Source organism: Paraburkholderia sp. JPY465 (assembly GCF_050436725.1).
Taxonomy (GTDB): domain Bacteria; phylum Pseudomonadota; class Gammaproteobacteria; order Burkholderiales; family Burkholderiaceae; genus Paraburkholderia; species Paraburkholderia youngii.
The window spans coordinates 2,724,382-2,737,602 of sequence record NZ_JBNDMT010000003.1 but is presented as its reverse complement, the minus strand read 5'-3'; the positions used below and the strand labels follow the sequence as shown (position 1 = coordinate 2,737,602).

Below are 13,221 nucleotides of genomic sequence, written 5' to 3'. Positions count from 1 at the left end.
GAAGTCCATGAGGGGGAGTGCGCCGCGAGGCGTTTCCCCAAACGAAAAAACCCGCTCAGGCGGGTTTTTTCGTTTGGGCGTCGGGTTGATGTGGCGGCCGGTGAGCGCTTCGGGACGCCCCGAATCCGGATCAGGCGCCCGCGGCGTGAGCCGTACGCTGAGCCGATCCTCCGAGACACTTTTCGCGCAGGTAGTGGAAGATCTGCGCGACGCTTTGCGCGGGGCTCAGCGTTCCGGTGTCGACGTGCAGGTCGGGATCGATCGGTGCTTCATAGGGTGCCGATACGCCGGTGAACGAGCTGATCTCGCCTGACCTCGCCTTCGCGTAAAGACCTTTGGGATCGCGGCTCGCGCAGGTGGCGAGCGAGGCGGAGACGTAGGTTTCGACGAACTTGTCTGCTCCGATGATCTCGCGCGCCATTGCGCGGTCTTCGCGTAGCGGTGAAATCAGCGCGGTGATCACGATCAAACCCGCGTCGTTCATCAACTGGGCGACGTGCGCGACGCGGCGGATGTTTTCGCGCCGGTCGTCGCGCTCGAAGCCCAGATCGCTCGCCAGACCTTGGCGGATGTTGTCGCCGTCGAGCACATAGCAGGCATGACCGAGCGCGATCAGCCGCTCCTCGAGCGCGAACGCCAGTGTCGATTTACCGGCGCCGGACAGGCCGGTCAGCCAGATCGTGGCGGGCGTCTGATCGAATATGCGCAGGCGGTCCTGCGCCGCGATTTTGCCGGGGAAGCGTTGCACGAAGCTGGGCGGCTCTTTCATGTAAAAGTTCTCCTGACTCCTCTGGCTCACTCGCAGTGCCAGCCTTGTCGCCACGTGCCAGCGTTGTGCGGGCGTTCCGTGGAATCCGCGATCGATTACCGATGAATGACCAGGTCAGTGCCGCGCTTCCCCGGGCGCTGCGCCCTTGCCTTGCGCGGGCGGGGTTTCGTCGTCGTCGCTGCTGCGTGCCCAGAAGAACCGATCGGGCATGTACGCCCCCATGCCGGGTCGGAACGCATTGCGCACCGCCTGATACAGATACTCCTGGCTTTCGCGCACCGCTTCCGCGGGCTCCTGGCCGTTGGCGAGCAGCGCGGCGATCGCTGCGCCGAGCGTATCGGTCAGGCCTGTCAGCCGATGGGGCGCGCGGTCCCACATATCCTGACGCAACTGGCCGTCCTCGCTGAAGAGCGTGTTGACGAGCCGGTGCGTGCCGGTTTCCGTCGACAGAATGTATTCGCAGCCCTGCGACAGCAGGTGCGAGATCGCGGCGTCGAGGCTCGGCGCCTCGGCGTCGCCGTCGGGCTGCGCAAGCGCGAGCAGCGTCGACGCGTCGGCGACCAGCAGTGTGGTTTGCGGTGCGAGCAGATCGGCGATGGCTTCGCGCAGTTCGTCGGCGGCGAGCACGTGTTCGTCGTCGAGCGTGAAGTCCGGGGCGAGGATCAGCGGGACATCGTCGTAGTCGGCCACCACTTCCGCGATCGCGCTGACCACTTCGGCGCGCGTGCACGCGCCGACCTTGAAGGCGGCGATCGGCATGTCCTCGAGCAGCATGCGCGCCTGCGTCGCGACGATGTCCGGGTCAAGGCCCGTCACTTCATCGCAGCTCGCCGAGTCGCGCACGGTGTAGCCCGTGAGCACGGAGACGCCGTGGCAGCCCATGCTGGCAAGTGTCATCAGGTCCGCCTGCAGGCCGGAGCCGCCAGTGGGATCGGAGAGGCCGAAGGTGAGGACGATCGGAGGCGTGTCGCTGGGCATGAAAATGGATGAGAAAAGCAGGATTTCGGCGCACAGTGCGCAAGTGGCTCAATTATGCGGCCTAAACCGTTGACAGGGCGTTTTTTCGCGCAGCTTGCCCGAGGGCCCACTCTACGGTGCCGCTGGCACCCGCCCAACGCGTGGCAAGACGCCGCAAGCGGCGCCGGCACGGCGCGTGGGCGCCCCGCCGAAGGCCGGTCCACGCTACGATTGCGCGTTTTCGATTGCTAGGCATGGGGGCGGCAACACGGTACCATCATGGCTCCCGTTTCCACGGACTCAACGACGCGACAAAAGAATGGAATATCAAAGCTGGATGTGCCTGATTTGCGGCTGGATTTACGACGAAGAGGCCGGCTTGCCCGACGAAGGCATTGCGCCGGGCACGCGCTGGGAAGACGTGCCCATCAACTGGACGTGTCCTGAGTGCGGAGCGCGCAAGGAAGACTTCGAAATGGTCCAGATCTGAAGCACGGCAACCCGCCGCAAGCTTCGGCCTCCAAACGGGGTCCCGAGGTTCGGTCCCCAACCTGAACCCTGAGCTTCAATCCCGAAGGTGAGCGGTGTCTCCACCGCACAATTGCTGCAATCGCTTGATGCGTCCGGCGCGCCCGGCGCCTGTCAGAGCGCGCTGGCGCGGAACATCGCCGGACGCGTCGTGTCGCAACGGTAGTCTGTCATTGTCCTGTCGCCGGTTCGCGCGGTGGCCGCTCACTCGGCACGCGGCGCGAAGCGACGGCGCCGTCAGCTTCGTGTCGCCTGCCCATGACTCTTCGATCCGCTGCACCCGTTTCCATCGATGCACTGCCGAATCCGCGCGGCGGCGCTGTCCGCTCCGCGGAACTTGCGCTCGCCGAGGCGTCGCTCGCGTTTGAGCAGCGCCACGAGAGCGGCGCCGCGCTGCTGCGCGCGTCGCATGCATTGCGCACGGCGGGCTGGCTCAGCGCGCAGCGTTTCGCCGACGCGCTGGTGCGCCTCTCGCCGCTCGCGAGCGACGAGTCGGCCGAAGCGCAAAGCGCCCGGCCGGTGTTCGGCGCGGCGCTGCGGGACTTCCGCGCGGCGCTCGAACGTCACAATCTGCGTGAGCTCAGCTGCTCGCCGACGCTGTTCAACCACTACCGCGAGTTGTGCGCGCAACTCGTCGAACCCACGCCGGGCGCCGCCGTCGCGTTCGAAGACCTCGCGCTGTGCGCGCGGCCGGTGCCGCCCGCGTCGCTGCACGCGCAATCCGCCGACCAGCTGGCGCATCTGCGGGCACGCTACGAGCGCGCTCTGCTGCCGGTGCTGCGCTCGCAGGCCGACACGGGTAGCGCGGTGGCGCTTGCGGTCACGAACGCCGCGCTCGACGAGCTCGACGCCGTCTTCGCCGAACTCGCCGGCCCCGATCCCTACGACTTCTGGCGGCTCGCGCGCGCCTGCGCCAAGGCGCTGCGCGCGCGCGGCCATGCAATTCGCGATATCGACGCACGGCGCTTCTACGCGCGCTGCAACCTGGCGCTCGCCGATCACGCGCGCGGCATCGAGCGGGCGCCGCGTTCGCTGGTGCGCGCCACGCTCGCGCTGCTGTGGCGCGACTACGCGCTGTTCGGCGCGGCCGCGCAAGACGCCGACCAGGTCGAGGTGCTGCACGATTACGGCTTGACCGTCGACTGGCACGTCGCCGGCACGCAGTCGTCGGAAGCGCTGTGGGAGGCGCGCGCGCTCGAAGCGCAGTCGCTGCCGCACACGCGTGATCTCGGCGCGCTGAGCGTCAACGCGAACGCATACGAAGATTTCCTGCAGACCGCCGAAGCGTCGATCGAGGCGCTCGCCGCCCATGCCCGCGCGGCCGATCAGCCGGAGAAAGCCGACCCGAGTGAAGCGCTGCAGGCGGGCGACGCCGCCTACCGGCTCGGCTCGGCCGCCTGCGCGCTCGGCCTTGGTCACGTGGCCCTGCTCGCCGATGCGCTCGGGCTCGCATGGCGACGTCGTGCGCATGCGGCGGTCGCGACGCCGGCGGTGCGCGTACACGTGATCGTCGGCGCGCCGGCGGCCGACACGCTCGAACAGGCCGCCGAGGCGTTGCGCGCGTCGCTGCACAAGGTCGCCGCGGGTGTTGGGCCGGCCGGGGGCAGCTCCACGCAGGCGGCGCTCGCCGCGCTCACGCGCGCAATCGAGCAGGGCGGCGCGTGAAGCGCAAGCAAACTTGAACCAAACGCGCGACGTGGCGCGCGAATTGCGTCGGCTACGTCTCGACCGACGCGTGCCGAATCCGCTGAAACCCATTGTGACAAGTCACAATTGCGCTACTACGCGACGCGCGTCAAACCTGCCGTTCTACGCGGTGTTTCGGCGCCTGATCGCGGCATGGCGCAAGTCGCGCGCGTGATAGAGTGGAACTTGATCCGGCGTCGATGACGCCGCACGTAGCGTGCAACCCAACGCGTTGCCATGCTCAAAGCAGCCCGCCATCGCGCATCGTCTTTGCTAAAATCCGAACTATGTCCAAGAGTACCGATCGCATCAATCTGACCAACCAGTTCCTGATCGCCATGCCGAACATGGCCGATCCGACGTTTTCAGGAACGGTGGTCTACCTTTGCGATCACAGTGAGCGCGGCGCGCTCGGCCTCGTGATCAACCGGCCGACCGATATCGACCTGGAAGCGCTCTTCAATCGCATCGATCTGAAGCTCGAGATCGAACCTCTTCTCCATGTTCCCGTGTATTTCGGCGGCCCGGTGCAAACCGAGCGCGGCTTCGTGCTGCACGATCCGAAAGGCGGCAGCGCGTACACGTCGTCGATGTCGGTGCCGGGCGGGCTCGAAATGACCACGTCGAAAGACGTGCTCGAGGCCGTTGCGAGCGGCAACGGTCCCGAGCGTTTTCTGCTGACGCTCGGCCACGCCGGCTGGGGCGCCGGTCAGCTCGAAGACGAAATCTCGAAGAACGGCTGGCTGACGGTCGAGGCCGATCCGAAGATCGTCTTCGACGTGCCGGCCGAAGATCGTCTCGAAGCGGCGCTCGCGCTGCTCGGCGTGTCGCTGTCGATGCTGTCGGGCGAGGCCGGGCACGCATGAGGGGCCGCGCATGAATCTGCCGGCCGGACGTGAGGCGACGCTGCTTGCGTTCGACTACGGCGTGAAACGCATCGGCGTGGCGGTCGGCAATTCGCTGACGCGCCGCGCGCGGCCGCTCGTCGTCGTGCAGAACCGCAGCAAGGATTACCGTTTCGAGGCGCTCGGCAAGCTGATTGCCGAATGGAAGCCCGATGCGCTGGTGGTCGGCCTGCCGATGCACCCCGACGGCACGCCGCACGAACGCACCCAACTCGCGAAGCGCTTTGGCAACCAGCTGAACGGCCGCTTCAATCTGCCGGTCACGTGGGTCGACGAGCGCTATTCGTCGGTCGAGGCCGAGGCGGAAATCCGCGCCGGCAACGCCCGCGCCGACATGCTCGATGCCGAAGCCGCGAGCATCATCCTCCAGCAATATCTTGACGGACTTTCCGACGATCATGAGTTCCATTGACGCCGAAGCGCTGTATCGCGCGTTGCTCGACCAGATTCGCGCGGCCTATGGCGACCAGCTCGCCGCAGCGCACGACGGCGCCCAGGCGGCGGTGCTAGCGGGTATCCATAGCGGCGGCGCATGGCTCGCCGAGCGGCTCGCGCGCGACCTGCACCTGGCGAGCTTCGGCGTGGTGAATGTCGCGCTGCATCGCGACGACTACGCGAAGAAAGGGCTGCACTCGCAGGCGAGCCCGACCTCGCTGCCGTTCGCGGTGGATGGCAGCCGCATCGTGCTGGTCGACGACGTGCTGTACACGGGCCGCACGATTCGCGCGGCGGTAAACGAGCTGTATGACTATGGCCGGCCGGCATCAGTCGAACTCGCGGTGCTCGCCGATCGCGGCGGACGCGAGTTGCCGGTGGCGGCGCGCTTCGTCGGCGGCGTGGTCGACGTGCCGGCCGACGCGACGCTCGTGCTGGCCCACGAAGACGACGGCGCGGGCGGCCAGCGGTTCTCTTTTCACACTGAAGCACGCGTCGATTGAAACTCGCGCGAGCGACGCGCCGACCTCGATCACGTTGACGCCCGTATTTGAAGCAGGTACATCATGAACACCGCCACCCAGGCTCCGCAAGATTCCTCCGCTAGCGCATCCGAGCGCTTCCGCTACGGCTTCCTGAAGGGCAACCCGCAGCTCACGAAGAACGGCGAGCTCAAGCATCTGCTGTCGATCGAGGGCTTGCCGAAGGCCATCGTCAATCACATTCTCGAGACCGCCGACCAGTTCGTCAGCGTGACCGATCGCGAAGTGAAGAAGGTACCGCTGCTGCGCGGCAAGTCGGTGTTCAACCTGTTCTTCGAGAACTCCACGCGCACCCGTACCACGTTCGAGATCGCGGCCACGCGGCTGTCGGCCGACGTGCTGAATCTGAACATCAACGCGTCGTCGACGAGCAAGGGCGAATCGCTGCTCGACACGATCAACAACCTGTCGGCGATGCACGCCGATCTGTTCGTCGTGCGTCATGCGTCGAGCGGCGCGCCGTTCCTGATCGCGCAGCACTGCGCGCCGCACGTGCACGTGATCAACGCCGGCGACGGCCGTCACGCGCACCCGACGCAGGGTCTGCTCGATATGTACACGATCCGCCACTACAAGAAAGACTTCACGAAGCTGCGCGTGGCGATCGTCGGCGACATCCTGCATTCGCGCGTCGCGCGCTCGGACATTCATGCGCTGACCACGCTCGGCGTGCCCGAAGTGCGCGCGATCGGTCCGCGCACGCTGCTGCCGGGCGGCCTCGAACAGATGGGCGTGCGCGTGTTCCACAACCTCGACGAAGGGCTGAAGGATGTCGACGTGATCATCATGCTGCGCCTGCAGAACGAACGCATGAGCGGCGCGTTGCTGCCGTCGTCGCAGGAGTACTTCAAGAGCTGGGGGCTGACGCCCGAGCGACTCGCGCTCGCCGCCCCCGATGCGATCGTGATGCATCCCGGTCCGATGAACCGCGGCGTCGAGATCGACTCGCAGGTCGCGGACGGCCCGCAATCGGTGATCCTGAATCAGGTGACGTTCGGTATCGCGGTGCGCATGGCGGTGATGGGGATCGTCGCGGGCAATAACGACTGAGCGACGACTGACCGGGAAGCCGAACGATAGGCTGAACCACAGGGCTGAACCACAGGTTTAACAAAGGCAGCGCATGAAGATTCATATTCAAGGCGGCACGCTGATCGATCCGGCAGCGGGCACCGAACAGCAGCAGGACATTTTTATCGAGGCGGGCAAGATCGCCGCTCTCGGCCAGGCGCCGGCCGGCTTCCAGGCGGAGCGCACGATCGACGCCCACGGTCTGTCGATCGCGCCGGGTCTCGTCGACCTGTGCGCGCGTTTGCGCGAGCCGGGCTACGAGCACAAGGCGACGCTCGGCTCGGAAATGGCCGCGGCGCTCGCGGGCGGCGTGACGAGCCTCGTATGTCCGCCGGACACCGATCCGACGCTCGACGAGCCGGGCCTCGTCGAAATGCTGAAGTTCCGCGCGCGCAATCTGAACAAGGCGCACGTGTATCCGCTCGGTGCGCTGACGGTCGGTCTGAAGGGGCAAGTCATCACCGAGATGGTCCAGCTGACCGAGGCGGGCTGCGTCGGCTTCTCGCAGGCCGACACGCCGATCGTCGATACCCAGGTGCTGATGCGCGCGCTGCAATACGCGAAGACCTATGGCTTCACCGTGTGGCTGCGTCCCGTCGATGCGTACCTCGGCAAGGGCGGCGTCGCCGCGAGCGGCGCGCTGGCGTCGCGGCTCGGTCTGTCGGGCGTGCCGGTGTCGGCCGAAACGATCGCGCTGCATACGATCTTCGAACTCGTGCGCGTGACCGGCGCGCGTGTGCATGTGTCGCATGTGTCGTCGGCGGCGGGCGTCGCGCTCGTGCGCGCGGCGAAGGCCGAAGGCCTGCCGGTGTCGTGCGACGTCACGGTCAACCACGTGCATCTGATCGACCTCGACATCGGCTATTTCGACGCGCAGTTCAGGCTCGATCCGCCACTGCGTCAACAGCGCGATCGCGAAGCGATCCGCGCAGGCCTCGTCGACGGCACGATCGACGCGATCTGCTCGGCGCACACGCCGGTCGACGACGACGAAAAGCTGCTGCCGTTCGCCGAAGCGACGCCCGGCGCAACCGGCCTCGAACTGTTCCTGTCGCTGACGGTCAAGTGGGCCGACGAAGCGGGCGTGCCGCTCGCGAGCGCGCTCAATCGCATCACCGCGGCGCCGGCGCAGGTGCTCAGCCTCGAAGCGGCTGGCCGCATCGCGGTCGGCGCGGTGGCCGACCTCTGCGTGTTCGACCGTCATGCTCACTGGCGCGTCGAGCCGCGCGCGCTGAAGAGCCAGGGGCACAACACGCCGTTCCTCGGCTACGAGCTGCCGGCGCAGGTGCGCGCGACCGTCGTGTCCGGTCAGCTCGCGTACGAACAGCGCTGAGCGGGTATCGTCTCGGTCCAGTCAAGGAAAGCTCCGGCCATGAAGCTCGCGTTACGCAAGATCCGTCTCATCACGCATCTGCTGCACGGCATGTGGACCGTCGCGACGCGCTTTCCGAACGCGAGCGCCGAGCGGCGACACGCGCTCAATCGCGCGTGGTCGTTGAAGATGCTGCGGCTGTGCGGCATGCGCCTCGTCGTGCATAACGATGCGGTGCGGCTCGATCGTGGCGCGCTCGTCGTCGCCAATCACGTCTCGTGGATCGACATCTACGTGATCAACGCGTGGCGGCCGACGCCGTTCGTGTCGAAGGCGGAGATCCGGCAATGGCCAGTGGTCGGCTGGCTCGCGCAGCAGCTCGATACGGTGTTCATCCAGCGCGAGAAGCGCAGCGACGCGAAGCGGATCATGCACGAACTCGCCGATCGGCTCAGTGCGGGTGAACTGATGTGCGTGTTCCCCGAAGGCACGACGTCGAACGGGCTCGAGTTGCTGCCCTTTCACGCGAACATGTTCCAGGCGGCGGTGTCGGCCGGTGTGCCGGTGCAGCCGCTGTGCATCATGTACGAGGATGCGCAGGGCCGGCAGTCGACCGCACCCGCGTATATCGACGATGTGTCATTGTCCGACTCGCTCGACATGCTGTTGCGTGGCGGTCCGCTAACCGCTCACGTCTATGTCGGCGCACCGCTCGCCCCGAACGCCGACCGGCGGGTGCTCGCGGCGCAGGCTCAGAACGTGGTGGCGAACGCGTTGCGGGACATGCAGGCCGGCAACGCAGTGGCGGGGACAGTCGCGCAAGAGGGCGACGTGGCAACTGCCGCGCCGTCGTGCGACGCCGCCGAGACGCCGGAAACGCTGATCGAGCCCGTCGATCAGCCGCGCCGCTCGGCCTGAGCGGCGGTGCTGCCGGGCAGCGTCGCCGCCTTCTGTTCAATTGCCCCCGCGCGGCACGCCGCACGAATCGCAATCGACCTGCGTCAACGTACGCTCTGACGGATTTTGTGCGAGCCGTACCGCCGACAACTTCTGCCCCCACACGCAACCCGAATCGAGGCCGATCAGGTTATCGCGCAGCATCAGGCCCAGCGCGGCCCAATGACCGAACACGACGGTCACGTCGGCGGTCTGGCGCGACGGCACGTCGAACCATGGCATGCAACCGCTCGGCGTGGATGCGAGCGTGCCGCTGCTGCTGAAATCCATCACCCCATCGGCGCTGCAAAAGCGCATGCGTGTCAACGCGCTGCACGTCACGCGCAGACGCTCGATTCCCTTCAGGCCCGGCTTCCAGCGGTTCGGCTCGTTGCCGTACAGGCCGGCAAGCGTTTCTTTCCAGTTCGGCGCACGCAGCGCGCGCTGCAATTCGTCGGCGAGTTCCAGCGTCAGCGTCGTATCCCATTGCGGCAGCACGCCCGCATGCACCATCAGCATGCCGTTGTCGAAATGCGCGAGCGGCCGGTGGCGAATCCACTCCAGCAGATCGGCAGCATCGGGCGCGGCGAGGATGTCTTCGATCGTGTCGCCTTTCTTCGACTTGCGAATCCCCGCCGACACCGACAGCAGATGCAGATCGTGATTGCCGAGCACCGGCACCGCGCGCTCGCCGAACGCGATGACGTCCCGCAAAGTGTCGAGCGAGTCGGGACCGCGGTTGATCAGATCGCCGGCGAACCACAGCGGTGTGCCGTCCGGCGGCGCGGCTTTGGCGAGCAGTTGCTGAAACGGCGCGCGGCAGCCTTGCAGATCGCCGAAAGCAAGGGGAACGAGGGGAGCGGACGTACTGGAAGCGTTGTGGGGTGTCATCGAGGAAATCAGGTCGATTCGATACGCGCGGTGTTGCACGACGCGTGCCACGGCAGAGCAGCAAGCTAGCGTGACATAATAGCCGGTTTGGGGTTCGGATATTGCGCGATCACGTTGTGGGACGCGGACAACCTCGCATGGACCGCGTGCGCTATTCCAATACAACAACAGGATGACTCTCTCGTGAACGAAGCCAGCATGTCGTCTCCCGTCGCGAAGCAATTGTTTCGCACGCTCGTCACCGGTGCGAACGGTTTTACCGGCCGCTATCTGGTCGAGAAGTTGAGCGGGCGTGGGCACACCGTGATCGAAGCGGTGTGGGGCGGGTGAGCCTGACACGCAGGGCACAGCACACGCCGCGGCGGCGTCCGGTCGACTGGATACGATCCATTAACGGTGTCGAGCGCGACATGTCATGGCGTTTCTGTGCTCGGTTCGTGTTAGCGACCGCATAAACAGTCACTAGGACAGCAAACGGCAGCCAGAATGGTGAGGCTGTTTCAAATGGTTGAATTCGAATTTTTGGCGTGGACAACCGTATAATCGGGTCATCATAAGAATAGCGTCCGAGCGTATGCTTGCGCACAAGCGAATGCAACGGATTGCTGCAGAATCGGAAACCATTACGCATCGTGAGAAGGTCGGCGAGTCGATTTCGGGCGCCGCTCACACCCACAAGGGAATTACATGATCCTCGTAACGGGCGGTGCCGGATTTATCGGCGCCAATTTCGTGCTCGACTGGCTGAATGCGTCGGACGAAGCGGTGCTCAACGTAGACAAACTGACCTACGCCGGCAACCTGGGCACGCTGAAGTCGCTACAGGGCAATTCCAAACACATTTTCGCGCGCGTCGACATCTGCGATCGCGCTGCGCTCGACGCGCTATTGGCCGAACACAAGCCGCGCGCCGTGCTGCATTTCGCGGCCGAGAGCCATGTGGATCGCTCGATTCACGGTCCGGCCGATTTCGTGCAGACCAACGTGGTCGGCACCTTCACGTTGCTCGATGCGACGCGCAGCTACTGGAACACGCTGGGTGAAGCGGAGCGCGCCGCATTCCGCTTCCTGCACGTGTCGACCGACGAAGTGTTCGGCTCGCTGTCCGCAACCGATCCGCAGTTCTCCGAAACGACGCCTTATGCGCCGAATAGCCCCTATTCGGCGACCAAGGCCGGCTCGGATCACCTCGTGCGTGCCTACCATCACACGTATGGCCTGCCGGTGCTGACCACCAACTGCTCGAACAACTACGGTCCGTACCAGTTCCCCGAAAAACTGATTCCGCTGATGATCGCCAACGCGCTCGGCGGCAAGCCGCTGCCGGTGTATGGCGACGGGCAGAACGTGCGCGACTGGCTGTACGTCGGCGACCATTGCAGCGCGATCCGCGAAGTGCTCGCGCGCGGCACGCCGGGCGAGACGTACAACGTCGGCGGCTGGAACGAGAAGAAGAATCTCGAGGTCGTGCACACGCTGTGCGACCTGCTCGACCAGCAGCGTCCGAAGGCGGCGGGCTCCTATCGCGACCAGATCACCTATGTGACGGATCGTCCGGGCCACGACCGCCGTTACGCGATCGACGCCCGCAAGCTCGAGCGGGAACTCGGCTGGAAGCCGGCGGAAACGTTCGAGACGGGGCTCGCCAAAACGGTCCAGTGGTATCTCGACAACCAGCAATGGGTCGACGAAGTCGCTTCGGGCGAATACCGGAAGTGGGTAGAGACCAACTACGCGCAGCGCGCGTAAAGGCACGGCAATGGCGCGCAAAGGCATTATTCTCGCGGGCGGTTCGGGCACTCGCCTGTATCCGATCACGCACGTCGTCTCCAAGCAGCTGCTGCCGGTGTACGACAAGCCGATGATCTACTACCCGCTGTCCACGCTGATGGTGGCGGGTATTCGCGACGTGCTGATCATCTCCACGCCGCAGGACACGCCGCGCTTCGAGGCGATGCTCGGCGACGGCAGCCAGTGGGGCATGAACATCCAGTACGCGGTGCAGCCGTCGCCGGATGGGCTCGCGCAGGCGTTCATCATCGGCCGCGAGTTCGTGAACAACGATCCGTCGGCGCTGATTCTCGGCGACAACATCTTCTACGGCCACGATCTCGCGAAGCAGCTCGAACGCGCGGACGATCAGACCGAAGGCGCCACCGTGTTCGCATATCACGTGCAGGACCCGGAGCGCTACGGCGTGGTCGAATTCGACAAGCAGTTCCGCGCGTTGTCGATCGAGGAAAAGCCCGCCAAGCCGCGTTCGAACTACGCGGTCACCGGCCTGTACTTCTACGACAAGCAGGTCTGCGACATCGCCGCGGACATCAAGCCGTCCGCGCGCGGCGAGCTCGAAATCACCGACGTGAACTCGCGCTACCTCGCGAACGCGGCGCTCAACGTCGAGATCATGGGCCGCGGTTACGCGTGGCTCGACACCGGCACGCACGACTCGTTGATCGAAGCCGCGACCTTCATCGCGACGCTGCAGAAGCGCCAGGGTCTGGTGGTCGCGTGTCCGGAAGAGATCGCGTACCGGCGCCAGTGGATCGACGGCGAGCAACTGCTCGCGCTCGCCAGGCCGCTCGCGAAAAATGGCTACGGCCAGTACCTGCAAAACATTCTGACGGATCGAGTCGCATGGCCATCCAGGTAACCCCAACCTCGCTGCCCGAAGTCAAGATCATCGAGCCGAAGGTGTTCGGCGATGCGCGCGGCTTTTTCTTCGAAAGCTTCAATGCGCTCGAATTCGCCGAGAAAGTCGAGCCGGGCGTCGAGTTCGTGCAGGACAATCACTCGCGCTCGGCTCGCGGCGTGCTGCGCGGTCTGCACTATCAGATCCAGCATGCACAGGGCAAGCTCGTGCGCGTGGTCGAGGGCGAGGTGTTGGACGTCGCCGTCGACATCCGCAAGAGTTCGCCGAACTTCGGCAAGTGGGTCGGCGTGACGTTGTCGGTGGAGAACCACCGGCAGCTGTGGGTGCCGCCCGGTTTCGCGCACGGCTTCGTCGTGCTGTCGGAGTCCGCGCAGTTCCTGTACAAGACCACCGACTACTGGTTCCCGGAACACGAGCGCAGCATCGCCTGGAACGATCCGGCGATCGGCATCGAATGGCCGATCGACTTCGAGCCGCTGCTCGCGGCCAAGGATGCGGCGGGCAAGCGTCTCGCCGACGCCGAAGTCTACGCATAA

General features: G+C 65.6%; 15 protein-coding genes. 12 read left to right on the top strand and 3 right to left on the bottom strand.

Features of this window, described 5'->3' with window-relative positions; genetic code table 11:
* Positions 1-130: 130 nt before the first annotated feature.
* Positions 131-769: an adenylyl-sulfate kinase gene (gene cysC / locus QFZ94_RS27290; protein WP_429460749.1), complete on the bottom strand. Its 639-nt coding sequence runs from the start codon at positions 767-769 to the stop codon at positions 131-133.
* Positions 770-883: 114 nt separating this feature from the next.
* Positions 884-1,747, bottom strand: a complete 864-nt coding sequence (locus QFZ94_RS27285) for a hydroxymethylpyrimidine/phosphomethylpyrimidine kinase (protein WP_368585856.1) — start codon at positions 1,745-1,747, stop codon at positions 884-886.
* Positions 1,748-2,045: 298 nt separating this feature from the next.
* Here QFZ94_RS27285 and QFZ94_RS27280 point away from each other — a divergent pair, with 298 nt between their 5' ends.
* The 8 genes from QFZ94_RS27280 to QFZ94_RS27245 all read left to right on the top strand — a co-directional run bounded on the left by QFZ94_RS27280 (position 2,046) and on the right by QFZ94_RS27245 (position 9,123).
* Complete coding sequence (locus QFZ94_RS27280) at positions 2,046-2,216, top strand: rubredoxin (protein ID WP_006047743.1); 171 nt, start codon at positions 2,046-2,048, stop codon at positions 2,214-2,216.
* Between the two features lie 296 nt (positions 2,217-2,512).
* Positions 2,513-3,919 carry a hypothetical protein gene (locus QFZ94_RS27275; protein ID WP_429460747.1) on the top strand — a complete coding sequence of 469 codons (1,407 nt, stop codon included), beginning with the start codon at positions 2,513-2,515 and terminating at the stop codon, positions 3,917-3,919.
* A gap of 308 nt (positions 3,920-4,227) precedes the next feature.
* A complete protein-coding gene (locus tag QFZ94_RS27270; protein WP_013088593.1) occupies positions 4,228-4,806 on the top strand; it encodes a YqgE/AlgH family protein in 579 nt (192 codons plus the stop codon).
* A 10-nt stretch (positions 4,807-4,816) separates the two neighbouring features.
* Entirely contained in the window at positions 4,817-5,257 is a 441-nt protein-coding gene (gene ruvX / locus QFZ94_RS27265) for a Holliday junction resolvase RuvX (RefSeq protein ID WP_368585858.1), read from the top strand.
* On the top strand, positions 5,244-5,783 hold the full coding sequence (gene pyrR, locus QFZ94_RS27260) for a bifunctional pyr operon transcriptional regulator/uracil phosphoribosyltransferase PyrR (protein WP_429460744.1): 540 nt from the start codon (positions 5,244-5,246) through the stop codon (positions 5,781-5,783). The genes ruvX and pyrR overlap by 14 nt, the downstream gene beginning before the upstream one ends.
* A 63-nt stretch (positions 5,784-5,846) precedes the next feature.
* A complete protein-coding gene (locus QFZ94_RS27255) occupies positions 5,847-6,872 on the top strand; it encodes an aspartate carbamoyltransferase catalytic subunit (protein WP_008920711.1) in 1,026 nt (341 codons plus the stop codon).
* A gap of 73 nt (positions 6,873-6,945) precedes the next feature.
* Positions 6,946-8,226 (top strand): dihydroorotase, encoded by a 1,281-nt coding sequence (locus QFZ94_RS27250; protein WP_429460742.1) that lies wholly within the window; start codon positions 6,946-6,948, stop codon positions 8,224-8,226.
* A gap of 39 nt (positions 8,227-8,265) precedes the next feature.
* Positions 8,266-9,123 carry a lysophospholipid acyltransferase family protein gene (locus QFZ94_RS27245; RefSeq protein ID WP_429460740.1) on the top strand — a complete coding sequence of 286 codons (858 nt, stop codon included), beginning with the start codon at positions 8,266-8,268 and terminating at the stop codon, positions 9,121-9,123.
* Positions 9,124-9,159: 36 nt separating this feature from the next.
* On the opposite strand, the gene QFZ94_RS27240 is transcribed toward QFZ94_RS27245, so the two are convergent.
* Positions 9,160-10,032, bottom strand: a complete 873-nt coding sequence (locus QFZ94_RS27240) for a symmetrical bis(5'-nucleosyl)-tetraphosphatase (RefSeq protein ID WP_429460738.1) — start codon at positions 10,030-10,032, stop codon at positions 9,160-9,162.
* Positions 10,033-10,230: 198 nt separating this feature from the next.
* On the opposite strand from QFZ94_RS27240, the gene QFZ94_RS27235 reads away from it, so the two are divergent.
* The 4 genes from QFZ94_RS27235 (at position 10,231) to rfbC (ending at position 13,221) form a co-directional block, all read left to right on the top strand.
* Positions 10,231-10,362: an NAD-dependent epimerase/dehydratase family protein gene (locus QFZ94_RS27235; RefSeq protein ID WP_429460736.1), complete on the top strand. Its 132-nt coding sequence runs from the start codon at positions 10,231-10,233 to the stop codon at positions 10,360-10,362.
* Positions 10,363-10,719: 357 nt separating this feature from the next.
* Positions 10,720-11,781 carry a dTDP-glucose 4,6-dehydratase gene (gene rfbB, locus QFZ94_RS27230; protein WP_368585864.1) on the top strand — a complete coding sequence of 354 codons (1,062 nt, stop codon included), beginning with the start codon at positions 10,720-10,722 and terminating at the stop codon, positions 11,779-11,781.
* Between the two features lie 10 nt (positions 11,782-11,791).
* A complete protein-coding gene (gene rfbA / locus QFZ94_RS27225) occupies positions 11,792-12,685 on the top strand; it encodes a glucose-1-phosphate thymidylyltransferase RfbA (protein WP_152850847.1) in 894 nt (297 codons plus the stop codon).
* Positions 12,670-13,221, top strand: a complete 552-nt coding sequence (gene rfbC, locus QFZ94_RS27220) for a dTDP-4-dehydrorhamnose 3,5-epimerase (protein WP_429460733.1) — start codon at positions 12,670-12,672, stop codon at positions 13,219-13,221. Before rfbA ends, rfbC begins: the two co-directional genes overlap by 16 nt.